At 70.1% G+C, this 24,822-nt stretch carries 26 protein-coding genes; 19 read left to right on the forward strand and 7 right to left on the reverse strand.

Features of this window, described 5'->3' with window-relative positions; all coding sequences use genetic code 11:
• Positions 1–28: 28 nt before the first annotated feature.
• Together AB0L91_RS35055 and AB0L91_RS35060 are read right to left on the reverse strand one after the other, a co-directional pair.
• A complete protein-coding gene (locus AB0L91_RS35055) occupies positions 29–904 on the reverse strand; it encodes an oxidoreductase (protein ID WP_357350961.1) in 876 nt (291 codons plus the stop codon).
• 39 nt (positions 905–943) lie between these two features.
• Complete coding sequence (locus AB0L91_RS35060) at positions 944–1,864, reverse strand: sigma-70 family RNA polymerase sigma factor (protein ID WP_365017208.1); 921 nt, start codon at positions 1,862–1,864, stop codon at positions 944–946.
• Between the two features lie 121 nt (positions 1,865–1,985).
• Between AB0L91_RS35060 and AB0L91_RS35065 the strand changes: the two genes are divergently transcribed.
• The 5 genes from AB0L91_RS35065 (at position 1,986) to AB0L91_RS35085 (ending at position 7,372) form a co-directional block, all read left to right on the forward strand.
• On the forward strand, positions 1,986–2,618 hold the full coding sequence (locus AB0L91_RS35065; protein WP_365017210.1) for a TetR family transcriptional regulator: 633 nt from the start codon (positions 1,986–1,988) through the stop codon (positions 2,616–2,618).
• Between the two features lie 67 nt (positions 2,619–2,685).
• Entirely contained in the window at positions 2,686–4,716 is a 2,031-nt protein-coding gene (locus AB0L91_RS35070) for an MDR family MFS transporter (RefSeq protein WP_365017212.1), read from the forward strand.
• A gap of 81 nt (positions 4,717–4,797) precedes the next feature.
• Positions 4,798–5,439, forward strand: a complete 642-nt coding sequence (locus tag AB0L91_RS35075) for a PadR family transcriptional regulator (protein ID WP_357350968.1) — start codon at positions 4,798–4,800, stop codon at positions 5,437–5,439.
• A gap of 161 nt (positions 5,440–5,600) precedes the next feature.
• Entirely contained in the window at positions 5,601–6,812 is a 1,212-nt protein-coding gene (locus tag AB0L91_RS35080; protein ID WP_365017214.1) for an NAD(P)/FAD-dependent oxidoreductase, read from the forward strand.
• Positions 6,813–6,901: 89 nt separating this feature from the next.
• Entirely contained in the window at positions 6,902–7,372 is a 471-nt protein-coding gene (locus tag AB0L91_RS35085; protein WP_357350972.1) for a DUF2231 domain-containing protein, read from the forward strand.
• Positions 7,373–7,397: 25 nt separating this feature from the next.
• Here the strand turns inward: AB0L91_RS35085 and AB0L91_RS35090 are convergent, their stop codons facing one another.
• The gene (locus AB0L91_RS35090; RefSeq protein ID WP_365017216.1) at positions 7,398–8,204 is read right to left on the reverse strand and encodes a helix-turn-helix transcriptional regulator; all 807 of its coding nucleotides are present in this window, start codon (positions 8,202–8,204) and stop codon (positions 7,398–7,400) included.
• 132 nt (positions 8,205–8,336) lie between these two features.
• On the opposite strand from AB0L91_RS35090, the gene AB0L91_RS35095 reads away from it, so the two are divergent.
• Positions 8,337–8,762 carry a hypothetical protein gene (locus tag AB0L91_RS35095; protein ID WP_357350976.1) on the forward strand — a complete coding sequence of 142 codons (426 nt, stop codon included), beginning with the start codon at positions 8,337–8,339 and terminating at the stop codon, positions 8,760–8,762.
• Positions 8,763–8,772: 10 nt separating this feature from the next.
• Here the strand turns inward: AB0L91_RS35095 and AB0L91_RS35100 are convergent, their stop codons facing one another.
• The 3 genes from AB0L91_RS35100 to AB0L91_RS35110 are packed head-to-tail and all read right to left on the reverse strand — an operon-like array spanning position 8,773 to position 10,569.
• Positions 8,773–9,498, reverse strand: a complete 726-nt coding sequence (locus AB0L91_RS35100; protein WP_365017218.1) for a phosphatase PAP2 family protein — start codon at positions 9,496–9,498, stop codon at positions 8,773–8,775.
• A 25-nt stretch (positions 9,499–9,523) separates the two neighbouring features.
• Positions 9,524–9,748 carry a hypothetical protein gene (locus tag AB0L91_RS35105; RefSeq protein ID WP_355284144.1) on the reverse strand — a complete coding sequence of 75 codons (225 nt, stop codon included), beginning with the start codon at positions 9,746–9,748 and terminating at the stop codon, positions 9,524–9,526.
• 35 nt (positions 9,749–9,783) lie between these two features.
• Positions 9,784–10,569 carry an HNH endonuclease family protein gene (locus AB0L91_RS35110; RefSeq protein WP_357350980.1) on the reverse strand — a complete coding sequence of 262 codons (786 nt, stop codon included), beginning with the start codon at positions 10,567–10,569 and terminating at the stop codon, positions 9,784–9,786.
• Positions 10,570–10,770: 201 nt separating this feature from the next.
• On the opposite strand from AB0L91_RS35110, the gene AB0L91_RS35115 reads away from it, so the two are divergent.
• Together AB0L91_RS35115 and AB0L91_RS35120 are read left to right on the forward strand one after the other, a co-directional pair.
• Complete coding sequence (locus tag AB0L91_RS35115) at positions 10,771–11,694, forward strand: haloalkane dehalogenase (RefSeq protein ID WP_365017220.1); 924 nt, start codon at positions 10,771–10,773, stop codon at positions 11,692–11,694.
• 17 nt (positions 11,695–11,711) lie between these two features.
• Positions 11,712–12,545, forward strand: a complete 834-nt coding sequence (locus tag AB0L91_RS35120) for an RNA polymerase sigma factor (RefSeq protein ID WP_365017222.1) — start codon at positions 11,712–11,714, stop codon at positions 12,543–12,545.
• Positions 12,546–12,550: 5 nt separating this feature from the next.
• Here AB0L91_RS35120 and AB0L91_RS35125 read toward each other — a convergent pair whose 3' ends face one another.
• Entirely contained in the window at positions 12,551–13,207 is a 657-nt protein-coding gene (locus AB0L91_RS35125) for a PhoU domain-containing protein (protein ID WP_355284133.1), read from the reverse strand.
• A 104-nt stretch (positions 13,208–13,311) separates the two neighbouring features.
• Here AB0L91_RS35125 and AB0L91_RS35130 point away from each other — a divergent pair, with 104 nt between their 5' ends.
• From AB0L91_RS35130 to AB0L91_RS35180, 11 genes are all read left to right on the forward strand, one after another.
• Positions 13,312–14,403, forward strand: coding sequence for an ionic transporter y4hA (locus AB0L91_RS35130; protein ID WP_357350987.1), 1,092 nt, complete (start codon positions 13,312–13,314; stop codon positions 14,401–14,403).
• 198 nt (positions 14,404–14,601) lie between these two features.
• Positions 14,602–15,447, forward strand: coding sequence for an ABC transporter permease (locus tag AB0L91_RS35135; protein WP_355284127.1), 846 nt, complete (start codon positions 14,602–14,604; stop codon positions 15,445–15,447).
• Positions 15,447–16,313 (forward strand): ABC transporter permease, encoded by an 867-nt coding sequence (locus AB0L91_RS35140; protein WP_355284124.1) that lies wholly within the window; start codon positions 15,447–15,449, stop codon positions 16,311–16,313. Before AB0L91_RS35135 ends, AB0L91_RS35140 begins: the two co-directional genes overlap by 1 nt.
• Before the next feature lie 4 nt (positions 16,314–16,317).
• On the forward strand, positions 16,318–17,349 hold the full coding sequence (locus tag AB0L91_RS35145; RefSeq protein WP_365017226.1) for a mammalian cell entry protein: 1,032 nt from the start codon (positions 16,318–16,320) through the stop codon (positions 17,347–17,349).
• On the forward strand, positions 17,349–18,353 hold the full coding sequence (locus AB0L91_RS35150; RefSeq protein ID WP_365017228.1) for an MlaD family protein: 1,005 nt from the start codon (positions 17,349–17,351) through the stop codon (positions 18,351–18,353). The genes AB0L91_RS35145 and AB0L91_RS35150 overlap by 1 nt, the downstream gene beginning before the upstream one ends.
• The gene (locus AB0L91_RS35155; protein WP_357350994.1) at positions 18,341–19,348 is read left to right on the forward strand and encodes an MlaD family protein; all 1,008 of its coding nucleotides are present in this window, start codon (positions 18,341–18,343) and stop codon (positions 19,346–19,348) included. Before AB0L91_RS35150 ends, AB0L91_RS35155 begins: the two co-directional genes overlap by 13 nt.
• A complete protein-coding gene (locus AB0L91_RS35160) occupies positions 19,348–20,436 on the forward strand; it encodes an MlaD family protein (protein ID WP_365017230.1) in 1,089 nt (362 codons plus the stop codon). The genes AB0L91_RS35155 and AB0L91_RS35160 overlap by 1 nt, the downstream gene beginning before the upstream one ends.
• Positions 20,433–21,482, forward strand: coding sequence for an MlaD family protein (locus AB0L91_RS35165; RefSeq protein WP_365017232.1), 1,050 nt, complete (start codon positions 20,433–20,435; stop codon positions 21,480–21,482). Before AB0L91_RS35160 ends, AB0L91_RS35165 begins: the two co-directional genes overlap by 4 nt.
• The gene (locus AB0L91_RS35170; protein WP_365017234.1) at positions 21,479–22,438 is read left to right on the forward strand and encodes an MlaD family protein; all 960 of its coding nucleotides are present in this window, start codon (positions 21,479–21,481) and stop codon (positions 22,436–22,438) included. The genes AB0L91_RS35165 and AB0L91_RS35170 overlap by 4 nt, the downstream gene beginning before the upstream one ends.
• Positions 22,439–22,574: 136 nt before the next feature.
• Complete coding sequence (locus AB0L91_RS35175; RefSeq protein ID WP_365017236.1) at positions 22,575–23,189, forward strand: hypothetical protein; 615 nt, start codon at positions 22,575–22,577, stop codon at positions 23,187–23,189.
• A gap of 53 nt (positions 23,190–23,242) precedes the next feature.
• Positions 23,243–24,817: a Na+/H+ antiporter gene (locus AB0L91_RS35180; RefSeq protein WP_357351003.1), complete on the forward strand. Its 1,575-nt coding sequence runs from the start codon at positions 23,243–23,245 to the stop codon at positions 24,815–24,817.
• Positions 24,818–24,822: the final 5 nt, after the last annotated feature.

Raw genomic sequence — 24,822 nt, forward strand, 5'->3', positions numbered from 1 at the left:
ACAGGCGGCGTAGGAGCAGGTCACCGGCTCAGAACTTGTAGGTGATCCCGGTCATCCGCTCGGATTCCTCCCACAGCCTGCGCAGCAGTTCCGGATTGCGCGAGATGGCGCTGGACGGGCACGCCTCGACCGGGCCCTGGGACTGCATCCACTTGTTGGGACCCCAGTAGACGGTGGGGTCGGCGTCGGGTTCGGTGGCGGCGAACAGGCTGGAGTGGGCGGCCTTGGCGGGCGGGTGGCCGATGAGCTTGATGAACGGCTTGCTGACCCGGTCGAGCGGGGTCTCGGTGCGGGCGAACAGGTCGGTCGCGGAGACGCCGGGGTGCACGGCGTAGGACTTCTTGGTCGAGCCCGCCTCGGTGAGCCTGCGCTGCAGTTCGCGGCCGAACATCAGGTTGGCCAGCTTGGCCTGGGCGTAGGCGAGGTTGCGCTGGTAGCGGCGGTGGTCGTAGTTGAGGTCGTCGATCCAGAGTTTCGGGGTCTGCTTGTGGGCGATGCTGGCCAGGGTGACGACGCGGTCGGTGATGCGGTCCAGCAGCAGGCCGGTGAGGGCGAAGTGGCCGAGGTGGTTGACGCCGAACTGGGTCTCGAATCCGTCGGCGGTGCGCGAGAACGGGATGTTCATCAGGCCCGCGTTGTTGATCAGGACGTCGAACTCGCCCTGCTGTTCGGCGAAGGCGCGCACGGAGGCCAGGTCGGCGAGGTCGAGCGCGGCGACGCGGACGTCACCGGGGATGGCGTCGGCGATCGGCTGGGCCTTGGCGGCGTTGCGGCAGGCCATGATCACCGTGGCGCCCTTGCCGGCCAGTACTTTGGTGGTTTCGGCACCGAGGCCGCCGTTGGCCCCGGTGATCACGAAGGTGCGGCCGGTCTGGTCCGCGATGTCAGTGGGTTTCCATGCCATGGGCCGACCTTACTCCGGAGTAAGATCGGAGGGAAGTGGTCAGCCGAGCAGCCCGGCCAGCGTACCGGCGCAGGCGGGCCTGCGGAGCTTGGTCAGCGCCTTGGCCTCGATCTGCCTGGCCCGTTCCCGGGAGAAGCCGAGCGCCGACCCCACCTCCTCCAGCGAGCGCGCCTCACCGCGATCGAGGCCGAAGCGCAGCCGGATGACGGCCGACTCGCGCTCGGTGAGGACCGCGAGGACCGCCTCGAGGTACCCGGGCAGCATCCGCTCGGCCACCACATCGGCCGGTGCGGGCGCGGTGTCGGGCAGCAGGGTGCCCAGTTCGGTGCCCTCGCCGACCGGGGCGTGCAGCGACACCGGCTCCGGCTCGTGTCGCAGCACCGCCTCGACCTGGGCGACGGTGAGCTCGGCGGCCGCGGCCAGTTCCTCGGCGGTGACCGCGCGGCCCAGCTGCTGGGTCAGCTCGCGGCGGACCCGGATCACCCGATGCAGGACGTCGGCGACGTTGGACGGCAGCCGGATCGTGCGGCCCTGATCGGTGAGCGCGCGCCCGATCGACTGGCGGATCCAGTACGTCGCGTAGGTCGAGAGCTTGAGGCCGCGCGTGTGGTCGAACTTCTCCACCGCGCGGATCAGGCCGAGGGTGCCCTCCTGGATCAGGTCGAGCAGTGCCATCCCGGTGTTGGTCGGGAATCGGCGCGCGATGGAGACGACCAGGCGCAGGTTCGCCCGCACCATCCGGTCCTTCGCGCGCAGGCCGTCGAGTTCGGTCCGGCGCAGCTGTTCGCGCCGCGCGGCGGTGAGCTCGATGCCCGCCGCGGCGTTCTCGTCGAGCTCGGTGCGCGCCGCCACGCCCGCGGCGATGCGGGCGCCGAGCGCGTACTCCTCCTCGGCGGTGAGCAGGGGAGTGCGGGCGATGGCGGTCAGGTAGTCGCGGACGGAATCGGTGGTGACGGTCAAGGAGAGCTCCGTTCGGTGCGGCGAAAGCGTGACTGGCCGGTGGGGCGACGAGCACAAACTTAGGCCGGACCTAAAAATATGTCAAGAACAATTTTGGGTCGACTTCAGTTATGCTTCGACCATGACGACGCAGCAGGGGCTCCGGGCCAGGAAGAAGCAGCAGACCAGGGAGCAGATCTCGGACCGGGCGACCGAGCTGTTCCTCGAGCGCGGCTTCGACAAGGTGACGATCGCCGATGTCGCCGCGGCCGCCGATGTCGCCAAGATGACGGTCACCAACTACTTCCCGCGCAAGGAGGACCTCGCGCTCGACCTGGGCGAGGTGTTCGTCGAGCAGTTGGCCGCCGTCGTCCGTGACCGCGCGCCGGGGCAATCGGCGCTGGCCGCGTTGCGCGCTGACTACCTGGCCGCGGTGGCCGCGCAGTCCCAGATGATCGGGTTCAGTGGCGAACCGTTCGCGCGGATGATCACCGACAGCCCGGCGCTGGTGGCGCGCCTGCGCGAGTTCCACGACGAGCGGCAGCTCGCGCTCGCGCGGGTGCTGGGCGAGGTCACCGGCGCGGCGCCCGACGACATCACCCCGCGCGTCGCCGCGGCCCAGCTGGTCGGCGTTCAGCGGGTGCTGTTCGAGGAGATCCTGCGCCGCACGCTCGACGGCCAGTCCGGCGACGAGATCGCCTCCGCCATGGCCGAATACGCGCGGATCGCGTTCGACGCGCTCGAGCCGGGACTGGGCGGGTACGCCGTCCGCTGACGTATCGGTCCGATTGCTGCCGTGTCACTGAGACACCGCGTGCGGTCGGAAAGCCCATACTGAGGCCATGTCGGATGGTGTTGCTGTAGACGAGCCCGTCGAGCCGATGAGCAAGACCAAGATCAATCTCATTTTCACGACGGTCGTGCTCGGCATGCTCATGGCCGCCCTCGACCAGACCATCGTGTCGGCGGCGCTGCCCTCGATCGTGGCCGATCTCGGCAGCGCGGGGCACATGGCCTGGGTGGTGACGGCGTATCTGCTCGCCGAGGCCGTCGCGACCGTGCTCGCGGGCAAGCTCGGCGACCTGTTCGGCCGCAAACTGCTGTTCCAGATCAGCGGCGTCATCTTCATCGCGGGCTCGGCGCTGGCGGGCATGGCGCCCGGCATGGGCGTGCTCATCCTGGCCCGTGGCATCCAGGGCGTCGGCGCCGGCGGGCTGATGGTGACCTCGATGGCGCTGATCGCCGACACCATCCCGCTGCGCGAACGCGGCAAGTATCAGGGCGCGCTCGGCGCGGTCTTCGGTATCACCACGGTGATCGGCCCGACGCTGGGCGGGCTGTTCACCGATCACGCGAGCTGGCGCTGGTGCTTCTACGTCAATGTGCCGCTGGCGATCATCATGGTGGCGATGGCGGCGCGCACGCTGCCGCATCTGCGCGCGGTCGCGCGGCCGGTGATCGACTACCTCGGCATCGGGCTGGTCGCGCTCGGCGTCTCGGCGCTGATCCTCGGTCTGGAGTTCGGCGGCAACGAATACCCGTGGGGCTCGTGGCAGATCATCGGGCTGTTCGTGCTCGCGGCCGTGCTGCTGACCGCGTTCGTGATGGTGGAGAAGCGGGCGGTGGCACCGATGCTGCCGATGCGGTTGTTCAACAGCCGGGTGTTCACGGTGTCGTCGGTGCTCAGCTTCATCGTCGGGTTCGCGATGCTCGGCTCGATGACGTATCTGCCCGCCTACCTGCAATACGTCGACGGCGCGACGGCGACGATCTCGGGGGTGCGGACGCTACCGCTGGTCGTCGGCCTGTTCGTCACCTCGGTCTTCTCCGGCCAGGTGGTCGGGCGCACCGGGCAGTACCGGTACTTTCCGATTGTCGGCATGGCGGTGATGGTCCTCGGTCTGTGGTTGATGTCGACGATGGGCCGCCAGACCAGCGTCTGGCTGGAATCGCTGTACATGCTGATCCTCGGCGCCGGGCTCGGCCTGTCCATGCAGGTGCTCACCATCGTCGTGCAGAACACCGTGCCCTACGCCGACCTCGGCACCGCCACCTCGGGCGTGACCTTCTTCCGCACGCTGGGCAGCGCGTTCGGTACCGCGGTCTTCGGCACGCTCTACAACAACCACAGCAAGACCGCGCTGGCCGAGGCGATCCAGCAGACCCCCGGCCTCACCCCGGAGGTGATCGCGAATCCGAAACTGCTGCGGGAGCTGCCGCTCGAACAGACCGCGCCGATCATCGACGCCTACGCCGAGTCGATCGACTACGTCTTCCGCTGGGTGGTCCCGGTCGCGGTGCTCGGATTCGTCGTCGCGTGGTTCCTGCCGCAGGTCCGGCTGCGCGACAGCGCCAGGCACGGCGCGGGCGATATCGGCGAGGGCTTCTCGGTGCCGGACTCCGACGACCGGGTGGTGCAGCTGGAACGCGCGGTCGCGGCGACCGTGCGCAAGGCCAGGGCGCAGAAGCCGATCATCCCCGAGCTCATCGCGGCGGCGGGCAGCTCGCTGGAACCGGACACCGCCTGGGCGCTCGGGCAGGTGTACCTGTACGACAAGCAGGGCCTGTCGCCCAGGGTGCACGGCATCGCCTTCCGGCACCGGCTGCCGGTGGAGGTGCTCTCGCCGGTGTTCCGGCAGGCCGTCGACGACGGTCTGCTGCTCGACGACGGCGGCACGCTGGCCCTGACCGAGCAGGGCACCCGCGAGGTCGACCGATTGCGGGCGGGGTGGCGGCGCTGGCTCGGCGACCGGCTCGACGACTGGAACTACCAGGACCCCGCCGACCGCGCGCTGCTCGACGAGGCGCTGTCGAACATCGCGGGCAAGCTGCTCGACCAGGGCGCCGACAGCGCCGAGGTCGCCAAGGTCTGAGCCGATTCGTCCAGTCGGCTGGACAGTCCTTGCCGCCGAATACTCGTAGACGTATATTCGTAGACGAGTAAGGAGGTGCGCATGGCCACGAAGCGCAAGGTGAACAACCTGCTGGCGCTCGCCGTGCTGTCGGTGATCGTGCAACGGCCGATGCACCGCTACGAGATCGCCGCCACCCTGCGGGCCCATGGCAAAGACAAGGACATGGACATCAAGTGGGGTTCGCTCTACACGGTCGTCCAGAACATGGCCAAGGCCGGATTCCTCGAAGTCGTCGGCAGCGAACGCGACGGCGCCCGCCCCGAACGGGTGATCTACCGGATCACCGACGCCGGTCGCGCCGAGATGGCCGACTGGACCAGGGAACTGCTCGCCTCGCCCGAGCCCGAACACCACCGGTTCACCGCCGGGCTGTCGATCCTGGCCGTGCTCCCGCCCGACGAGGTGGTCGAGCTGCTCGGGCTGCGGATCGACGCGCTCGAGCGGTCCGTCGACCGCGCGAAGGCCGAACTCGCCGGACTGGCGGGCACCCTGCCCCGGTTGTTCCTCGTCGAGACCGAATTCGGGGTGGCGATGCTGGAAGCCGAGGCGCGCTGGGCGCGCTCGCTACGCGACGAACTGCGCGACGGCACCTTCGACGGCCTCGAGATGTGGCGGCAGTGGCATGCCGACGGCATGCCCGCCGACCGGATTCCGGAATTCGGCGAAGGGGGGACCGGCTAGCTCTCGCCCAGAAAAGACCCCGGACCCGGTGGTGTGCGGCAACACCCCACCGAGTCCGAGAAACCGTCCCGACACCGTGTTCACACATACGCGCACCCGGCTACGAGGCTGGCTACCACAGGATAGCCCGGGTGACGCGGACTCAGATCTGGAGATCACTCATGTCCAACACCCGTTCCGCCTTGGTCATCGGCGGTGGCATCGCCGGACCCGTCGCCGCCACCGCCCTGCTCCGGGCAGGCATCGACGCCCACGTCTACGAGGCCTACTCCGGGCCGTCCGAGGGCATCGGCTCCGGGCTCGCCCTCGCTCCCAACGGGGTCGCGGCCCTCGACCTCATCGGCGCCGGCGATGCCGTCCGCGCGATCGCGCTGCCCGTGCGCGGCATGCGGCTGGCCGTCGGCGGCCGCGAACACGTCCTGCCGGTGCTGGCCGATCAGCCGCCGCTACAGGTCGTGGACCGCGGTGAACTGCACCGCGCGCTGCACGATCACGCGGTCGCCGCTGGCGTGCCGTTCAGCTACGACAAGCGGCTGGTGTGCGTCGACGAGCACGCCGACGGCGTGACCGCGCACTTCACCGACGGCTCCACCGCGTCGGCCGACATCCTGGTCGGCGCCGACGGCATCCGCTCCACCGTCCGCACCCTGATCGATCCGGCCGCGCCCGGACCCGACTACACGGGCATGCTCGGCTTCGGCGCGCTGGTCGACTGCGACCAGGACCTGCCCGCCGACACCATGGTGTTCGCCTTCGGCGCCAAGGCCTACTACCTGTACTGGCAGCACGCCGACGGCCGCGTCGTGTGGGGCGCGAATCTGCCCAGCGAGCAGTACTACTCGCTGACCGAGGCCCGCGCGGTCCCGGCCGAGCACTGGCTGCGCGTGCTGCGCGAGACCTACGCGCCCGACACCCCGGGTGGGGAGTTCGCGCGCCGCACGACCGCCGAGAACCTGGAGATCACCGGGGCGCTGCACATCATGCCGCCGGTGCCGCACTGGTATCGCGACCGGATGGTGCTGGTCGGTGACTCCGTGCACGCGCCGTCCAACAGCTCGGGGCAGGGCGCGTCGCTGGCCATCGAGAGCGCCGTGCAGCTGGCCCGCTGCCTGCGCGACATCGACGCGCCCACCGCGGCCTTCGCGGCCTACGAGCGGTTGCGCCGGTCCAGGGTGGAGGGCATCGCGGCGCGCGCGGCGAAGGTCAACCACAGCAAGACGCCGGGCCCGTTCGCCCGCAGGATCATGAACGCGATGATGCCGCTGATGGTCAAGACGGTGATGAACCCGGAGAAGACGATGGGCGCCGAACGCCGCTACCGCATCGACTGGGACGCCCCGGTCCAGCGGGAACTCGCCACGATCGGGTCCTGATCCGCGCTCGCCCCCGGCCGGTATTCGCCGACCGGGGGCGTACGCGCGCGCATACTGGGACGACAGACTCTGGTTGCCAGGAGACGCTCGTGTCGACGATCAACGGACTGCCCGCCCACATCCTGCTGGTGCACCTGCTCGTGGTGCTCGTCCCGCTGACCGCGCTGCTGCTGATCCTGGCGGCGCTCTGGCCCGCGGCCCGCCGCGTCCTGGTCTGGCCGACCGCGGCGCTGGCGGCGCTCACCGTGGCCCTCACCCCGGTGACGGTGAGCGCGGGGCGCTGGCTGGCGCAGCGGGTCGGCCGCACGCCCGCCATCCAGACCCACATCGATCTCGGCGGCACACTGCTGTATTTCGTGATCCCGATGCTGGTGGTCGCGGCCCTGCTCGTCGGGGTGCACCTGGCCGAGCGCGCGGGCAGACGGCTCACGCGCGGGGTGGTCGCGGTGGTGGCCGTGCTCGCGGTGGCGGCGGGGGTGGCCGCGACCGTGCAGGTCGTCCGGGTCGGTGACTCGGGCGCCCGGGCCACCTGGGGGCCGCTGGTGTCGGCGACGGGCTGACGCGGCACCCGGAAATAGCCGATTCCTATCGACCGGTGGGTCGGCGCCGCGCCGCGCGCAGGGTCAGGATGCGCGCGGACTCCGCGTCGGCGGGCAGGAACGCCTCGAGGTGGAGTTCGGCGAGGGTGACGTCGGTCGCGGTGGCGAACGAGGTGAGGGTGGTGATCAGACGCAGGTCGCCGTCGTCGGTGCGCAGGTGCAGGGGAACGGCGAAGCCGACATGGTCGGGACCCGGGGCCGCCGGGGGCAGATAGCCCGACAGTTCCGTGATCAGCGCGTCGACGACGGGATCGGGCGTGTGGGCCGCCCGGCTGCGCAGGGAGTCGATGATGTGCCTGCCCCATTCGGGCAGGTTGCGCACGCGCGGCGCGACGCCGTCCGGGTGCAGGGCCAGGCGCAGCACATTCATCGGCGCGCGCAGCAGGTGATCGGCCACGCCGTCGGTGAACAGGTCGAACGCGGTATTGGCGGTGACCAGTTCCCCGCGCGGCCGGGCGACCAGCGCCGGATACGGCAGATGCCCGTCGAGGACGGCGGTGAGCGCCTCCCGCACCGGCGCCAATTCCGGTGCGGCCAGGTCGCTTTCGGGGAACACCGGCGCGAAACCCGCCGCCAGCAGGAGATTGTTGCGATCGCGCAGGGTCAGGTCCAGCGATTCGGCCAGCCGCACCACCATCGTGCGGCCGGGCTGGGACCGGCCCTGTTCGAGGAAGCTCAGGTAGCGCTGACTCGTCTCGGCGCGAATCGCCAGGTCGAGCTGACTGACCCGGCGCAGGGTGCGCCAGTGCCGCAACTGCGGGCCGAAGGCTGTGGTGGTCAGCGCGGTCGTCATGGGTGCGAGTCAACCGCGTGCGCGCGCCCTGCGCCATTCCCGGCAGGGAATGAGACGCGTGCGCGACCGTGCGCCGCCGTCATTCCCCGCGGGGAATCGCGCGGCGCCGCAGGTCTCGCCAGAGTTGTCGCCATGAGCTACAACGACATCGCCACCCGCTACGTGGCCCTCTGGAACGAAGCCGACCCCACCGCCCGCCGCACCCTGATCGAGGACCTGTTCGCCGTCGACGGCGCGCAGTACCTGGTCGATCCGCCCGCCGAGGCCCGTGCGGCCGCGGCCGACCTCGCGATCGCGGTGCCGCCGCTCGCGGTGCACGGTCACGACGCGCTCGACCGCCGGGTCACCCGCGCCTACGAGATGTTCCTGGCCGACGGCGAATTCGTCTTCGCGGCGGCGGGCCCCGCCGTCGAACTCCCGGCGGGCACGGTCGGCGTCGCCTGGACGATGAACCGCCGCGACGACGGCACACCCCAGGGCGGCGGCTTCGACCTGCTCGCCCTCGACAGCGACGGCCGCGTGGTCACCGACCACCAGTTCATCGAGGGGTCGCGATGAGAGCCCCTTGCTACCTGCGTTCGGTCACGGCGGTGGTGACGGTGGGCTGATCGGTGGGGGACCGGTGCAGCAGGCAGAACACGGTGACGCACACGACCAGCCAGGCCAGGCCGAACAGCCAACCGGCCAGCACATCGGTGCACCAGTGCACGCCCAGATAGATCCGCGACAGCCCGACCGCGATCGGGAACAGCACCGCGACCACCGTCGCCACCCAGCGGACCCAGCGCCTGCGCACCGTCGGTATCACGGTGATCGCGGCGATGCCGACCACGACCGTCGTGCCGAGCGTGTGCCCGGACGGATAGGACAGGCTCGGTTCGGCGACCAGGCGGGTGACCTCCGGCGGCCGGTGCCTGCCGACCAGCTGTTTGATCACCACCACCAGCACCCCGGCGCCCACCGAGGTCACGGCGACCAGCGCGGCGGTCGCCCACTCGCGCCGCCAGGCGAACCAGGTGACCGTGACGGCCGCCAGGATGGTCATCGACTGGGTGTCGCCCAGATCGGTGATCACCCGGGCGATCGAGGTCAGCGGTTCGCCGCGGTGCGCGATCATCCACTCCAGCACGCGTGGATCGATCCGGATGATCCCAGCGTCGTTGTTGACCTGCCAGGTGAGCACGGCCAGCAGCACGGCGGCGGTCGCGAGCAGGGCCCCGGTCAGCGGTGGCCGTCGGCCCAGGACCGACCAGGCGAGGTCGTCGGGCGGGGGTCGGCGGGAGGCGATCGGCATAGCTACCAGATTGCCAGCTCCGGACTCATGCTTCGAAGACGACCGTGTTCCCCGTCACGTCGCGGGTACCCGCGACCTTCTTGATCGCCTTCACCAGGTCGGCGACGGTGTCCCACACGCGTGGGGGTTCGCAGTCGATGTTGCCGATGGTGTACCAGGTATCGGTACCGCGGTAGCGGACGAGGCCCTTGCCCGCGTCGTCGAGCATGACGTCGAGCTCGCCGGACACCGTCCCTTCCTCTTCGGTCATGACGGCGCTCTCGGCGGTGATCTCGATCGTCTCGCTTATTTGAACTCTCCTCGGCGGAGGCAGTCGTCGACTGCGGTGCGCAACGCGGTGTGCTCGGCGGTATCAACGGTCAGGGCGTACTTTATCTTGACCTTGACGTAATGCTCGATATAGGCACACCGGAAATTGCCGGGCGGCAGGTAGTTCGCCGGGTCCTGATCACCCTTGGACCGGTTGGCCGAGGGATCGGCGGCGACCAGGTTCATCGAGTCGTTGGCGATGCGACGGCGGGTGTCCTCGTCGCGGTCGGCGGCGCCGGACCGCCACGCCTCGGCCAGCGCCACGATGTGCTCGGCGTCGACCTTGGCCGGGTCGGTGATGAACTTGTACGGCCCGAGCTCGCCGGTCTTCTTGTCCACGAAACCGTAGTGGTCCTGCCAGCCGGCGCCCGCGGGGATCGTCAGCTCGCAGGTCTTCGGATCGAGGGTGACCTTGCCGGTCGCGTCGCGCAGCATCATCACGTCGCGGCTGGTGCACTTGGTGTACTGCGCCAGGTCGCCGCCGAAGCCGTGTTCGGGCTTGTTGGTGTCCCAGTGCGGGAACTTCTCCCTGGTGTAGCCCGTCATCGGGCCTTCCTTGGCGACAACGAGTTTGCCGACCAGATCGCCGATCTCCTTGCCCGACACCGTCGCCGCGCTCGCCGGACCAGGCCCCGGCGCGGTGGGACTCACCTTGTCCAGCATCGAGTTGGCCACGGTGAGCACGACGCCGACGATCACCGCCGCGGCCAGCGCCAGCAGCGCCTTGCCCAGCGGAGAGCTGCTGATCGATGACCATTTCATGCCCGTACCACCCACATGCCTTCGTCGAAAATGAACCGGCACAACCTAACGGCCGCGCCGGGTGTCGTATCCGATTGTCGGCTATGACGTTCGGCACACGGCACCGCAAAGGAATTGCGGCTCAATAGCGTTCGCCTATCGAGGGTGGTGACCTGCGGTGGAGCGCCGAAAACCCGGAGTGACGCACGTCACGATGAATCCGTGTCGGCGGCGGCCGGTTCCGCGCGTCCAACCGGGGGAAGGATCATTCAGCGAAAGGAACCGGCCATGCCGACCGTCGACGTCATCGACTCGTTCATCTCCTACAGCGACGCGGGTGCCGACACCCGACCCGTCGTCTTCCTGCACGGCAACCCCACCAGCTCCTACCTGTGGCGCGACGTGCTGCCGGTGGTCCGCGAGCAGGCCCGCTGCCTGGCCCCCGACCTGATCGGGATGGGCGCCTCCGGAAAACCCGAGATCGCCTACCGCCTCGACGATCACGCCCGCTACCTCGACGCGTGGTTCGACGCGCTCGACCTGACCGATCCGATCCTGGTCGGCCACGACTGGGGCGGCACCCTGGCCATGGACTTCGCCGCCCGGCATCCCGGCCGGGTCGCCGGGATCGCGGTGATCGAGACCTTCCTGCGCCCGCTGCGCTGGTCGGAACTGCCCGCCCGCTCGGCCGAGATGTTCCGGCTGTTCCGGTCGCCCGCGGGCGAACAGGCGGTGCTCGCGGAGAACAAGTTCATCGAATACAACTTGCCGACCCTGGTCCCCGCGCTCACCGAGGCCGACCTCGACGCCTACCGCGCGCCCTATCCCACCCCGGCCTCGCGGGCGCCGATGCTGGCCTGGGCCAGGGAGTTCCCGCTCGATGGCGAGCCGGCCGACGTCGTGGCCAGGGTCGACGCCTACGGCGCGTGGATGGCGGCGAGCGCGGGCGTGCCCAAGCTGCTGATGACGGTCGAACCCGCCGTCGGCCTCGGCGGTGCCGAGGTGATCGCCTGGGCGACGGCCACCTTCGCCGACGTCGAGGTCGAATCGGTGGGGCGGGGCTCGCACCACGCGCCGGAGGATCAGCCGGTGGCCATCGCGAAATCCGTTGCGGGCTGGCTGGACCGGCACGGGCTACTGGCGTGACCGGCGACAATGTCGGCATGGAGACCGACGAGGCCGCACTGGTCGCCCGCGCCGTCGCGGGCGACCGGGCGGCGCTGGGCGAGGTGATCGCGCACCTGCAGGATCCCCTGTACCGCCTGGCGCTGCGGATGACCGGCCGGCCCGCCGACGCCGAGGACGCGGTGCAGGAGATCCTGATCCGGGTGGTCACGCGGTTGTCGACCTGGCGCGGCGAGGCCGCCCTGCGCACCTGGGCCTATCGGGTCGGGGCGAACTATCTGATCTCCCAGCACCGGCGTTCGGCGGTCGAGCGCGACCAAGTGGGCCTCGACGAGTTCGGCGCGAGTCTGCTCGACGGACTGGCCACCGAGGACTATCGCGGTCCCGAAGCCACCCTGCTCGCCGAGGAGGTCCGGCTCAGCTGTACCCAGGCGGTCCTGCAATGCCTGAGCCGGGACGAGCGGATCGCCTTCGTCCTCGGTGAGGTGTTCGGCCTCTCGGTGGCCGAGGCGGCCTGGGTGCTCGACATCACCCCGGCCGCGTACCAGAAGCGCTGGGAGCGGGCCAAACAGCGGCTCGGCGCCTTCCTGCGCGGCGCGTGCGGGCTGGCGAATCCGGCGGCGCCGTGCCGGTGCGCGCGGCGGGTGACCCGCGCGGGAGAGCTCGGGCGGATCGATCCCGCGCGCCCGGTCTACACGAAACACGCGGTGCGGCCGGGTGGTCGGACCGTCGCGGAGGCGGCGGCGCAGCTGCGTGACCTGCGGGACGCGGCGGCGGTGCTGACCGCGCACCCGGATTACGCGGCGCCGCGGGAGAAGATCGCGGCCATCACCGGATTGCTCGACTCGGGCCGGTTTCCGCTGCTCGACTGAGCGGATCAGTCGGGCAGGGTGCCGGTCTCCGGCGGAATCCCGGTGTCCAGGAAGCGGATCAGCCGGGCGATGCGGGCGGCGTGGTCGACGCAGCGCTGGAACTGGCTGCCCAGCAACGCCAGATCGATCGCCGGACCGGTGCCGACGCCGATCTCCGCCGTGGTCAGCACCGTGCGCAGCTGCCCGCAGCGTGTCTCCATGGTGGCGGCCGCGGTGCCGTCGTCCTCGGTGAAACGGCCGGTCGCGACCGACGCGCTCACCCGCGCAACGCTTTCCGCGGCGAGCATGCCCATCGCCACCAGCTCGGCGACGACCGGCTCCGGCGCGACGGCGCGCGGATGCGCGCGGTACACGTACTGCCCCGCGGTCTCGGTGCGCCTGCCGATCCGCGAGAGTTCCCCGGCGATCTGAATCGCGGTCACCACGTGTCGTAGGTCGCGGGCGACCGGCGCCTGCAACGCGAGCAGGGCCATGGTGCGGCTCTCGCAGGCGGCGAACATCTGCTGGAGCTGCTCGTCGAGCGCGAAAACCTCGTAGGCGGCGGTCAGGTCGGCGCCTGCCAGCGCCTCGGTGACTCGCTCGGTCGCATCATGGGCCAAGCGCGACATCAGGGTGAGATCGTTGGACAGAGCAACGAGCTCGAGGGTGAACTGGGTCCGCACGGGCTGAATTGTTCCCCATCGAGGCGGTCCCGGGGAATCCATCGGCGGATCTTTCGCGGCCGCGTATCCCGGCGCACTCCGGCGCGGCTGGAACGATGGAGGCCATGATTGCCGCGTTGACGACCAGATGGACCCTCTTAGTCCCGATACTCGCCGCGCTCGTACTCGCCGTCACCTGGGGGCGCGACGTGCCTGGACTCGTGGTGGCGGTGGTCAGCGCCGCGCTGGTCGGCGCGGTACTGGCCGCGGTCTATCACGCGGAGGTGGTCGCGCATCGGGTCGGCGAGCCGTTCGGCTCGCTCGTGCTGGCCGTGGCCGTCACCGTGATCGAGGTGGCGCTGATCGTGACGATGATGATCTCCGGTGGCGACAAGGCGGCCTCGCTGGCCCGCGATACCGTCTTCGCCGCGGTGATGATCACCTGTAACGGCATCTTCGGCCTGGTCCTGCTCGTCGGCGCGCTGCGCAGGCGGGTCGCGGTGTTCAACTCCGAGGGCACCGGCGCCGCGCTGGCCACCGTCGCCACCCTGGCGACGCTGAGCCTGGTGCTGCCGACCTTCACCACCAGCAAGCCGGGCCCGGAGTTCTCGCCCGCGCAGCTGGCCTTCGCCGCCGTCGCCTCGCTGGCGCTGTATCTGCTGTTCGTGATGGTGCAGACGGTGCGCCACCCCGACGACTTCCTCCCGGTGGAGGACGGCGGCGCGGTCGACGACGCCGATATCCACGACCACTCGCCGTCCAATCGGGCGGCGCTGATCAGTCTGGGCATGCTGGTGCTCGCGCTGGTCTGCGTGGTCGGCCTGGCCAAGGTGGTCTCGCCCGCGCTGGAGGCGGGCGTGGCCTCGGCCGGGCTGCCGCAGTCGGCGGTCGGCGTGGTGATCGCGATGCTGGTGCTGCTACCGGAGACGCTGGCCGCGGTCAACTCCGCGCGCCGCAACCAGGTGCAGATCGGCCTGAACCTGGCGCTCGGCTCGGCCATGGCCAGCATCGGCCTCACCATTCCGGTGATCGCCCTGGCGACGATCTGGCTGAGCGGGCCGCTGGTGCTCGGCCTCGGCGCCACCCAGATGGTGTTGCTCGCGCTGACCGTCGTGGTGAGCACGCTGACCATCGTTCCCGGCCGCGCGACCCTCCTGCACAGTGGCGTTCACCTGGCGTTGTTCGCCGCTTTTGTGTTCCTGGCCGCAAGTCCGTAGCTGAGGTGTTGCGAATCACAGGGGGTGGTGATCTGTCATTGAAACCGCGAAAAAGCGACGAGGGTCACCACCCCGAAATTTTGTTGTGACGCAGAGTACCGGCTAGCTTGCTGGAGTTGGCACCGACGCCGAAGCCAGAGAGTGCGGTATGAAAATCACCATGCTCCGCGCTTCGCGAGCGGGCCGGGGGCATCGCTGATGTCCACCGATCTGCATTCCGCGAAGCCGGATTCCGCCACCCAGATCGTCCGCAAGAACTTCACCGACACGGTCGTGTCGTCGTTGCGGACCTTCGGGCGCGCGGTCGACCTCGCGCAGGAGTCGGTCACCGGCACCGTCGCCGATATCGCCCGCGGACATTTCCAGTGGCGCGAGACCCTCGTCCAGGCCTGGCGGCTGATCACGGTCACCGCGATCCCCGCGATCCTGATGGCCATTCCGTTCGGCGTGATCGTCTCGATCCAGGTCGGCAACCTGATCCACAGCCTGGGCGCCGACTCCATGCTCGGCGCGACCGGCGGTCTCGGCGTCATCAAGCAGGGCGCGCCCATCGCCACCGGCTTCCTGCTCGGCGGCGCGGGCGCGGCCGCGATCGCCGCCGATCTCGGCGCGCGCACCATCCGCGAGGAGATCGACGCGCTCAACACCATGGGCATCAGCCCGGTGCACCGGCTCGTCATCCCGCGCATGATGGCGATGCTCATCGTCGCGCCGATGCTCAACGTGCTGATCATCTTCGTCGGCGTGCTCGCCGGGTACGCGGTCGCCGTCGGCGGCCAGGGCGTGACCCCGGGCAGCTACTGGTCGACCTTCGGTTCCTTCGCCACCGCCGGTGACGTGTGGGTGTCGCTGCTCAAGGCGCTGATCTTCGGCTTCCTGGTCGTCGTCATCTCCTGCCAGCGCGGGCTCGAGGCCAAGGGCGGTCCGCGCGGTGTCGCCGACGCGGTGAACGCGGCCGTGGTGCTCTCGGTGGTCTCGATCGCGATCGTGAACCTGCTGGCCACCCAGATCAGCGCCATGTTCCTGCCGACGAAGTTGGCGTGATGGCTGCCTCCTCCTATATCCCCACCTCCCTGCACTGGCTGCGCAAGCCGGCCCGGCTCGGCAAGCGGATCGGCTCGGCGGGCGAGTCGCTCGGCTTCGTCGCGGTGTTCGTCTGGCAGGTGCTGTCCTCGGTGCCGCTGACGCTGCGCCGCTACCGGGACGAGACGCTGCGCGCGGTCACCGACATGACCTGGGGTCGCGGGTCGATCATCGTCGGCGGCGGCACCGTCCCGATGATGATCGTGCTCGGCCTGGTGATGGGCGCCTCGGTCGGCGTCGAATCCTTCGCCTCGCTCGACATGCTCGGCATGGGCCCGGTGACCGGCGTGATCTCGGCCTACGCCACCACCCGCGAGCTGGCCCCGATCGCGGCGGCCATCGGCTTCGCCGCCCAGGCGGGCTGCCGGATCACCGCCGAGATCGGCTCGATGCGCATCTCCGAGGAGATCGACGCGATCGAGGCGCTTGGCCTGCGCTCGGTGCCGTTCGTGGTGACCACCCGCGTCATCGCGGGCGCGATCGCCATCGTGCCGACCTTCCTGATCGCGCTGATCCTGTCCTACGGCGCCTGCCGCGGCCTGCTCACGATGGTCTACGGCCAGTCGGCCGGCGTCTACGACCACTACTTCTTCCAGTTCATCTCCGGGTTCGACATGATCGCCGCCGTCATCAAGGTGGCCGTGTTCGGCACGGTGGTGATCCTGGTGCACAGCTACTTCGGGTTCTTCGCCACCGGCGGCCCCGAGGGCGTCGGCATCGCCTCCGGTCGCGCGGTGCGCGCCAGCTCGGTGGCCATCGTCGCCATCGACATGGTGCTGTCGATCGTGCTCTGGGGCTTCAACTCGGCGATCAGTTTTACGGGGTGAGCTAGTGCCTAACTACGGAATGCCCGGCGTCGCCGCCGATCGGCGCACCGCGCGGCTGACCGGCGCGATCATCCTCGGCCTCATCGCCGCGGTCGTGCTCGCCACGGTCTGCTACCGCACGCTGAAGACCGAAGACGGCCTGCGGATCGCGCTGCACACCGAACACCTCGGTGACGGCATCGGCGCGGGCAGCCAGGTCCGCATCGACGGCGTCACCATCGGCGAGGTCGCCGAGGTGACCCCCGGCGAGCGCGGCACCCAGCGGATCTCGCTGCTGCTCGACGCCGACCGCCTGCACGGCATCGACGACAGTCTCGCCGTCGACTACGCCCCGACCAACCTGTTCGGCATCGCCGAGCTGGAACTGCGCCGCGGCACCGGCGGCGCGCCGCTGCGCGCGGGCACGGTGCTCGACCTGACCGGGGCCAACTCCGGCCGGGTCTACGACGCGACGATGAGCGCGATCCTGCGCAGCCTCTCGCAGGTCGGCATGACGGTGACCAGCCCGCAGATGGCCACGGTCATCTCCCAGCTGGCCGCCGACTTCAAGGCCTTCACCCCGCTGGTCCAGGCGCTGATCACGATGGCGAAGACCATCGCCGACAACCAGGACGTGTCGCCTTCGGAGCTGTTCGGCAAGCTCGGCCCCGCCTTCGACGGCGGTGGCCAGTTCGCCGGCGCCACCATGCAGGTGATCGACAGGCTCAGCGACATCAAGGTGACCCAGGTCGACAAGGACCGCTACGACATCGGCGTCGGCGTGATCGGCGGCAGCATCCTGCCCGCCCTGACCACCACGCTGACCACCGCGGGCGGCCACTTCGCCGAGACCACCGACATGCTCGCGCCGATGCTGTTCGCGCTGGCCCAGATGTCGCCGAACGCGCGGCAGACCGGCGCCGACCTGCAGGCCCTGCTGACCAACCTGCGCGGCGCCATGCCCGACGGCCCGAACGGCCCGGTGCTCAACCTCGACGTCGAGCTCAGCGGCGTGCCCGCCATCGCGGTGCCGCTGTTCGGAAAGGCCGGTGCGTGATGAAGATTCGCGGTGTCGCACTGCGACTCGGCGTGTTCTCGCTGGTCATGCTGGCCGTGCTCGGACTCGTCTTCACCCTCATCAAGCGCCCGGTCTCCGGTGACACCGAGGCTCACGACGCGCTGTTCACCGACGCCAACGGCCTCAAGGTCGGCAACGACGTGCGGATGTTCGGCGTGCAGGTCGGCAAGATCGAGAAGATCAGCCTCGAGGGCGACAAGGCCAAGGTCGGACTGACGGTCAAGACCGACACCCCGATCTACGACAACAGCAAGCTGGCCATCCGCTACCAGAACCTGACCGGCCAGCGCTACATCGACCTGCAGCAGGCCCCCAACCCGGGCAAGCGGATCGCCGCCGACGCCCGGATCGGCGCGCACATGACCGTCCCGTCGTTCGACGTGACCAGCCTGTTCAGCGGCCTGAAGCCGGTGCTGGCGACGCTGTCGCCGGAGGCGATCAACCAGTTCACCGCCAGCATGCTCGCCGTCATCGAGGGTGACGGCAGCGGCCTCGGGCCCGCGCTGACCGCGATCGACCAGCTCGCGAGCTACGCCGAGGATCGCCAGCAGGTCATCGACACCCTGATCCGCAACCTGTCGACGCTGGGCGACCGGCACGGCGGCCGCGTCGGCTACCTGCTGCCGCTGCTGGCCCGGCTCACCGACATCTTCGAGGCGATGCAGCGCAATATCGGCGGTGTCGCGCAGTTCGCGGCCACCGCGCCGTCGGTGCTCGCCCCGGTCGACCGGCTGCTGGCCTCGCTCGGCCTGGTCGAGGGCGGCAGCGCCGAGGTCGACGCGATGATCCGCGGCCTGTTCCCCGACCCGCAGGAGGCGGTCGCGGTCTTCGGGCGGCTGCCCGGGCTGCTCGCCACGGTCGACGCGTCGCTGTCCCGCGATTTCGCCGACTTCACGCCGCACTGCAGCAACGGCGCCGCCCAGGTGCCCGCGCCGCTGCAGGTGCTGATCGCCGGACAGAAGGTGACGGTATGCAACGCCTGAAGTTCTTCTCCGGTGATCGGCCGATCCTGGACGAGGCGGGCAAGCGCGCCCGCGAACTGCGGATGGGCATCATCGGCCTGAGCCTGGTGGTGCTGTTCATGATCGGCGCCGCGGTGATCTACGTGGTGCCGCTGGGCAAGCACACCTACACCGCCGAGCTGAGCGAGGCGCAGTCCGTGCGCGAGGGCGACGACGTGCGTCTGGCCGGCATCTCGGTCGGCAGCGTGGTCTCGCTCGAACTGCGGCCGGACAAGGTGCTGATGGAGTTCACCGTCGACTCCGACGTCTTCGTCGGCGATCAGACCTCCCTCGACGTGCGCATGCTGACCGTCGTCGGCGGTCACTACGTCGCGCTCTACCCGGCCGGTTCGCGACCGCTGGGTGAGCAGCCGATTCCCGCCGATCGAATCCGCCTGCCCTACAGCCTGATCGAGACGTTCCAGGACGCCACCACGCCGCTGGCCGCCGTCGACGGTGACACCGTGCGCAAGAACCTGGCCGCCGCGAACACCGCGATCGCGGCCTCCCCGGAGGCGCTGCGCTCGACCCTCGACACCGTCGGCAAGTACGTCGACATGCTCGACCGGCAGCGCTCGCAGGTGTCGAAGTCGATCGCGATCCTCGACGAGTACATCTCCATGTACGACGGCGCCAAGTCCGACCTGGGCAGGCTGATGGACAACGTGAACCTGCTCGAGGATGTGCTGCTGAGCAAGAAGGCCGAACTGGCCGAGGCGGTCCGGCTGTTGGTCTCGGTGGTGAATCGGCTCGCCGGGCTCGCGCCCAGCTGGGATTCCACGCTGAAACCGCAGGCCAAGGCGCTGGCCGACGCGCTGCCGCGCCTGCAGCAGCTCGAAGGAGGGTTCGAGCCGGTCCTGGGGACCGTGCACGACCTGCAGACCAAGCTGGCGCAGCTGGTGACCCCGGACGCGGGCGTCGTGGTCGACCAGTCCGGCGCGCGCGTCTGCGTGCCGCTGCCGGGGAAGGCGTGCTGATGCTGAAACGACTGCTCGGATCCCAGGCGTTCATGTCGATCGCCGGGGTCGGCGTGCTGGCGGTGCTGGTGATCGCCGGTTACTTCGTCACCTTCGATCCGCTGAAGAAGACCGAATCCTATTGCGCGCTCATGCCCGACGCGATCGGGCTCTACCCGGGCAACCACGTCACGATGCGCGGCATCGACGTCGGCGAGGTGACCGCGGTGCGCAACGAGGGCGCCAAGGTGCGCGTCGAGTTCGAGGTCGACGCCGACCATCCGGTCTACGCCGACGCTTCCGCGACCACCGTCGCGTATTCCGTTGCCGCCGACCGCAATCTGGCCGTGCTGTCCAGCGGCAAGGACACCACGAAGTTCACCGGTGGCTGCATCACCAAGACGCTGACGCCCAAGTCCATCACCGAGACGCTGACCGCGCTGGCGAGCCTGTCCGAAGAGCTCTCCGGCGTCGAGGCCGGGCAGCCGAGCGCGCTCGTGGACGGGCTGTCCTCACTGGACCGCGCGACCGAGGGCGTCGGCCCGACGGTCAACGAACTGGTGCACAAGCTCGGCTCGGCGATGAACAAGCCCGACGCCGACATCGGCCACCTGGCCGGTCTGTTCGACGCGTTCGCCTCGGTCTCGAACCGGGTCGCCGCCAACTGGGGTGACCTGCAATCGATGCTGGTCCGGCTGGCGCCGCTGCTCAACCAGGCCTCCGACGACCTGCTCGGCCCCGCGACCACGCTGTTCGACGGCCTGCGCGAGCTGCTGCCGATGCTCAACGATGTCACCACCATCCTCGGTGACCCGCTGATCGGCGCCCTCGACGGCGCCGTCCCGCTGGTGAAGTTGTTGCGCGCCAACGTCGGATCGCTGCGCGAGGTGGTGCTGAAGATGCCCGCGCTGACCTCGGCCTTCCAGAGCGCCGCGGGCGGTACCGCGATCACCTACGCCGCGCCGAAGGTGGCGCTGCCCGGCGGCGAGGCCGACCAGGTGTGCGCCGCGGTGAACGCGCTGCTCCCCGGGCAGTGCGCCGATCCGGCGCAGGGCCTGACCGATGTGAACCTCGTGCAGGTCGTGCTGGGAATGGCAGGTGCCCGATGAACTCGCGTAAGACACTGCGGCGCACCATGATCGCGCTGGTGGTCGCGGCCGGTCTCGCGGCCGGCGGTTGCGGTTTCGACCCGGCCGAGGTGCCGGTGCCCGGCTCCACCGTCGCGGGTCCGACCTATCGCGTGCAGATCGAGTTCAGCAGCGCGCTGAACCTGCCCGCCAAGTCGAAGGTGATCGCCAACGGCGCCGAGATCGGCACCGTCGACACCGTCCGGGTAATCCAGCCCGCCGACGCGCCCGCCGGTCGCGGCGGGTACGTCGTCGTCGAGGCCGACATCCTCGACTCCGTGCGGCTGCCGACCACCACCATCGCCGAACTGCGCCAGGACACCATCCTCGGCGACATCCACGTCGCGCTGACCACCCCGAAGGACGGCTTCGGCACGCTGCTGCGCGACGGCGGCACCATTCCGATCGAACGCACGAAACCGCCGGTGCAGCTGGAAGACACGATGGCCACCATGGCGCTGTTCGTGCAGGGCGGCGCGATCGGTCAGCTGCAGGAGATGATCGGCCGGGTGAACTCGGTGATGCCCGCCGATCCGAAGGAGACCGCGCGGATCTCGGCGGTGATGGGCGCCGACGCCGCCGATCTGGCCACCCATCTGGACCAGGTCGACCTGCTGGTCAACGGCCTGGCCGCCAATGCCGAGGTCATGGTCGGCATCGACGCCGAACTCACCCACATCCTGAGTCCCGAAGCCGTGCGGGCACTCTCGGGCACCCAGGACTCGATCGCCAAGACCATGGCGATCTTCCTGGCACTCGGCCCGGTCGGCTCCTCGCTGACCTGGCTGGAACCGATCGCGAACGCGGGCGACGCGGCGGCGACGGCGTTCCTGCCGCTGGCCACCGGCGGCTCGGCCGATCTGCGCTCGTCGACGAACATGGCGCTGCTGACCGCGCTGTTGCGCGACAAGGTGATTCCCTTCGCCGAGCGCGGCCCGAAGGTGAACGTCACCGGCGTGCGGGTCTCCGAACAGGAGCAGGTGGAGCAGATCGTGACCACGCTGCGGATGATCGGAATGGTGCGATGAAGATCGGTGCCCTCGCCTCGCTGGGCGGCATCGCCGCCATCACCGTGCTCGGTGCGAGCTACCTGACCTTCGGGGTGGTGCGGGTCGACCCGTTCGCCGACTACACCGAGGCCTCGATCGAGCTGGCGAACTCCGGCGGCCTCAGCGTCGGCTCGCCGATCCTGCTGACCGGCATCGAGATCGGCAAGGTCACCGCGGTAGACACCGCCGCCGCCGGTGGTGTGCAGGTCGGCTTCAGGTTCGGCGCCGCGAACAAGGTGCCGATGAGCAGCATCGTCACCATCGAGCACCTGTCCTCGCTGGGCGAGCCGTACGTGCAGTTCGTGCCGCGCAGCGCGGACGGGCCGTATCTGACCGACGGCCAGCGGCTGTCCGGGGAGAACGTGCGCACGCCGATGTCGATCCCCGAGGTCGCGCGGCTGGTCACCAAGACCGTCGAGCAGCTCGACCCGGCGGTCGTCGGATCGCTCGTCGACACGCTCGGGCAGGCGATGACCGGCACGGAGAACGTCATCCCGGAGCTGGCCAGGGCGGGCGACCTGCTCGCCGCGGCCATCATGAGCCGGGCGCCCGCCATCGCCGAACTGCAGAACAACTTCGAGTACGTCTCCGGCGACATCGGCTGGGCCGGACCGGCCACCTCGGCCGCGGCGCCAGCCTTCGTGCGGCTGAGCCAGGTCATCGACGAGTTCGTCGAATCGGTCGGGCGGGTCAGCGCGGCGGGCGGCGACCCGGAGATGTATCTGCGCGACGGCGGCCTGGTGCCGTTCCTCCAGCAGCTCACCGCCAAGCTGAACGAGCTCGGTCCGGAGCTCTCGGCGCTGCTGCCCGGACTGCGTCCGCTCACCGAGTCGATCACCGCGACGGGCCCGCAGATCGACCTCAGCACGCTCATCGCTCAGGCGTTGCACAACACCGACGCCGATGCGGTGAAGGTCAGGGTCGCGATCAGGTAAACATCCGGCAACCACTGAATATAGGTATAGTCCCTGGCCAGTGGTTGTCGGCTCGAGCCGGGCCCGGTTCGAGCAACCGTGCGGTAGCCTGCTGGACGAGGCAGTCCGAGTCCACTGGGCGAAGGCGGTGCGATCCATGGCAGACGGCGGCGAGGATCCCGACCAGGGGACCGGAGGCAGTACCCGGGTGATCGCGATCGCGGCGGTGCTGGCCGCGTTGCTGGCGCTGGTGGTGGCGCTCGGTTTGCTGCTGCGGGCGAATCAGGGCGACGAGAACGATCCGTCGACCGTCAATCCGATGGGCTCGGACACCAATGGCCTGCCGGTCGACGCCGAGGTATCGGGCCAGGAAGTCGCCTTCGCGCCACCGTGGCCCGCTCGCCGGGTCGGCGGCAACTGCTCGGCGGGCGGCATCGTCGCCCACTGGCGGGTCGAGACCGACGGTCAGTGGCAGTGCACGGTGACCACCCCCGACGCCGCGGTCCCCGCCGCCCCCGCGCCGCCGCCCCCGCCGCCCGCGGAGCCGCCGCCACCCGAACCGGCGCCGGTCCAGGCGCCACCGCCCGCGTTCGAGCCGCCCCCGGTGTACGAACCGCCGGTCTACGCGCCGCCGCCGCCCCCGCCCGCACCCGAGCCGATCCCGGCGCCCGAACCGGCGCCCCCGCCGCCGCCCCCGCCCCCGCCGGTCATCCAGTTGCCGTTCCCGCTGCCGCCGATCTTCGTTCCGCCCGCCGCGGCCGTGCTGCCGTGACGGGCGGCGGGTCGGCCGCCGCCCGTCGCCACCGTCGGTGAGACTGATCCGCTATGGACCAGTTGGTACTCACTCTGGTGATCCTGCTCGTGACGGTGCTCGCCGAATCGCTCGGCGGCAGGCTGGGGATCGCGCCGTCCATCCTGATGACCGTGTTCGGCTGTCTGCTCGCGCTGATCCCCGCCGTCCCGAGCCTGAACATCCCACCCGAACTGATCCTGCCGCTGGTCCTCCCGCCGCTGCTCTACGCCGCCGCCCGGCGCACCTCCTGGCGGCAGTTCGCCGAGAACTGGCAGATCATCGCGTTGCGCGCGGTCGGGCTGGTGATCGTCACCGCCGTCGCGGTGGCCGCGGTCTTCCATGCCTGGAACCCGGCGACCGCCGTCGCGGCGGGCGTGGTGCTCGGCGCGCTGGTGGCCCCGCCCGACCCGGTCGCCGCCACCTCGATGGCGGGCAGACTCGGCCTGCCCCGCCGGCTGATCGTCACCCTGGGCGGGGAGGGCCTGTTCAACGACGTCACCGCGATCGTCATCTACACCGTCGGCATCCAGGCCGTGGTGACCGGCCTGTTCTCGCCATGGCACGCCCTCGGTGACTTCGTGCTGGCCGCGGTGGTCGGTCTCGTGGTCGGCCTGGTGCTCGGCTGGGTGGGCAGCAAGCTCACCAAGTACCTCGACAACGCGACCGCCCAGGTGGCGTTGAGCCTGCTGCTGCCGTTCGTCGCCTACGGCGTCGCCGAACACTGGGAGGGCTCCGCGGTCCTCGCGGTGCTGGTGTGCGCGCTGTACCTCACCGACGCGGTGACCGAGATCGGCGACCGCGACTACCGCCTGGTCGCCGACGCGTTCTGGGACATCGCCGAAATGCTGATCACCGGGTTCGCGTTCGCGCTGATCGGCCTGGAACTGCGCGTGGTCATCGACACCACCGGGCACGGCTGGCCGTCGCTGGCCGGGGTCACCGTCGCGGTGATCGCGGTCGTCGTGCTGCTGCGGCTGGCCTGGTTGCTGGTCACCTGGGCGGTGAGCACCCGGCTCTGGCGCTACACCGACGAGCCGTTCACCTGGCGCGAGGTGATCGTCACCTGGTGGGCGGGGATGCGCGGGGTGGCCACGGTCGCGCTGGCGCTGGCCGTGCCGTTCACCATCGACTCCGGCGCGGATTTCCCGGCCCGCTCGGAGATCCTGTTCGTCGCCTTCGCCGTCGTCCTGTTCACCCTGCTCGTGCAGGGCATCACCCTGCCACTGGTCGTGCGGATCACCGGCGTGCACGCCGACACCCGCCAGGAACGCGCGGTCGAACAGCAGCTGTGGACCAGGGTGGTGCGGGCCGAACTCGCCGAGCTGAAGATGATCGCCGCCCGCGACGGCCTGCCCGACGACGTCTACGAGGACATCAAGGACACCCTGCGTCACCTCTCGGCCAAGGCCGACCCGGAGGCGGCCGACGCCGACGCCAAGGCCGCCCTCGACCAGGAACGCAAACTCGCCTCGCAGCTGCGGGCCGTCCGCTCGGCCGTCCTCGAGGCGGGCAGGCGCGAGGCCCAGGCCGCCCGCCGCGAACCCGGCATGCCGCCCGACGTCGTCGACCGGGTCACCCGCAGGCTCGATCTCGGGCCGACCCGCTGACCGGC

Source organism: Nocardia sp. NPDC051833 (assembly GCF_040681225.1).
GTDB lineage: Bacteria > Actinomycetota > Actinomycetes > Mycobacteriales > Mycobacteriaceae > Nocardia.

Bases quoted from the DNA above. Each gene is read 5' to 3' on its own strand.
- AB0L91_RS35055 (WP_357350961.1), bottom strand. From the start codon at position 904: ATGGCATGGAAACCCACTGACATCGCGGACCAGACCGGCCGCACCTTC.
- AB0L91_RS35065 (WP_365017210.1), top strand. From the start codon at position 1,986: ATGACGACGCAGCAGGGGCTCCGGGCCAGGAAGAAGCAGCAGACCAGG.
- AB0L91_RS35070 (WP_365017212.1), top strand. From the start codon at position 2,686: ATGTCGGATGGTGTTGCTGTAGACGAGCCCGTCGAGCCGATGAGCAAG.
- AB0L91_RS35075 (WP_357350968.1), top strand. From the start codon at position 4,798: ATGGCCACGAAGCGCAAGGTGAACAACCTGCTGGCGCTCGCCGTGCTG.
- AB0L91_RS35080 (WP_365017214.1), top strand. From the start codon at position 5,601: ATGTCCAACACCCGTTCCGCCTTGGTCATCGGCGGTGGCATCGCCGGA.
- AB0L91_RS35090 (WP_365017216.1), bottom strand. From the start codon at position 8,204: ATGACGACCGCGCTGACCACCACAGCCTTCGGCCCGCAGTTGCGGCAC.
- AB0L91_RS35095 (WP_357350976.1), top strand. From the start codon at position 8,337: ATGAGCTACAACGACATCGCCACCCGCTACGTGGCCCTCTGGAACGAA.
- AB0L91_RS35100 (WP_365017218.1), bottom strand. From the start codon at position 9,498: ATGCCGATCGCCTCCCGCCGACCCCCGCCCGACGACCTCGCCTGGTCG.
- AB0L91_RS35105 (WP_355284144.1), bottom strand. From the start codon at position 9,748: ATGACCGAAGAGGAAGGGACGGTGTCCGGCGAGCTCGACGTCATGCTC.
- AB0L91_RS35110 (WP_357350980.1), bottom strand. From the start codon at position 10,569: ATGAAATGGTCATCGATCAGCAGCTCTCCGCTGGGCAAGGCGCTGCTG.
- AB0L91_RS35120 (WP_365017222.1), top strand. From the start codon at position 11,712: ATGGAGACCGACGAGGCCGCACTGGTCGCCCGCGCCGTCGCGGGCGAC.
- AB0L91_RS35130 (WP_357350987.1), top strand. From the start codon at position 13,312: ATGATTGCCGCGTTGACGACCAGATGGACCCTCTTAGTCCCGATACTC.
- AB0L91_RS35135 (WP_355284127.1), top strand. From the start codon at position 14,602: ATGTCCACCGATCTGCATTCCGCGAAGCCGGATTCCGCCACCCAGATC.
- AB0L91_RS35140 (WP_355284124.1), top strand. From the start codon at position 15,447: ATGGCTGCCTCCTCCTATATCCCCACCTCCCTGCACTGGCTGCGCAAG.
- AB0L91_RS35150 (WP_365017228.1), top strand. From the start codon at position 17,349: ATGAAGATTCGCGGTGTCGCACTGCGACTCGGCGTGTTCTCGCTGGTC.
- AB0L91_RS35155 (WP_357350994.1), top strand. From the start codon at position 18,341: ATGCAACGCCTGAAGTTCTTCTCCGGTGATCGGCCGATCCTGGACGAG.
- AB0L91_RS35160 (WP_365017230.1), top strand. From the start codon at position 19,348: ATGCTGAAACGACTGCTCGGATCCCAGGCGTTCATGTCGATCGCCGGG.
- AB0L91_RS35165 (WP_365017232.1), top strand. From the start codon at position 20,433: ATGAACTCGCGTAAGACACTGCGGCGCACCATGATCGCGCTGGTGGTC.
- AB0L91_RS35170 (WP_365017234.1), top strand. From the start codon at position 21,479: ATGAAGATCGGTGCCCTCGCCTCGCTGGGCGGCATCGCCGCCATCACC.
- AB0L91_RS35175 (WP_365017236.1), top strand. From the start codon at position 22,575: ATGGCAGACGGCGGCGAGGATCCCGACCAGGGGACCGGAGGCAGTACC.
- AB0L91_RS35180 (WP_357351003.1), top strand. From the start codon at position 23,243: ATGGACCAGTTGGTACTCACTCTGGTGATCCTGCTCGTGACGGTGCTC.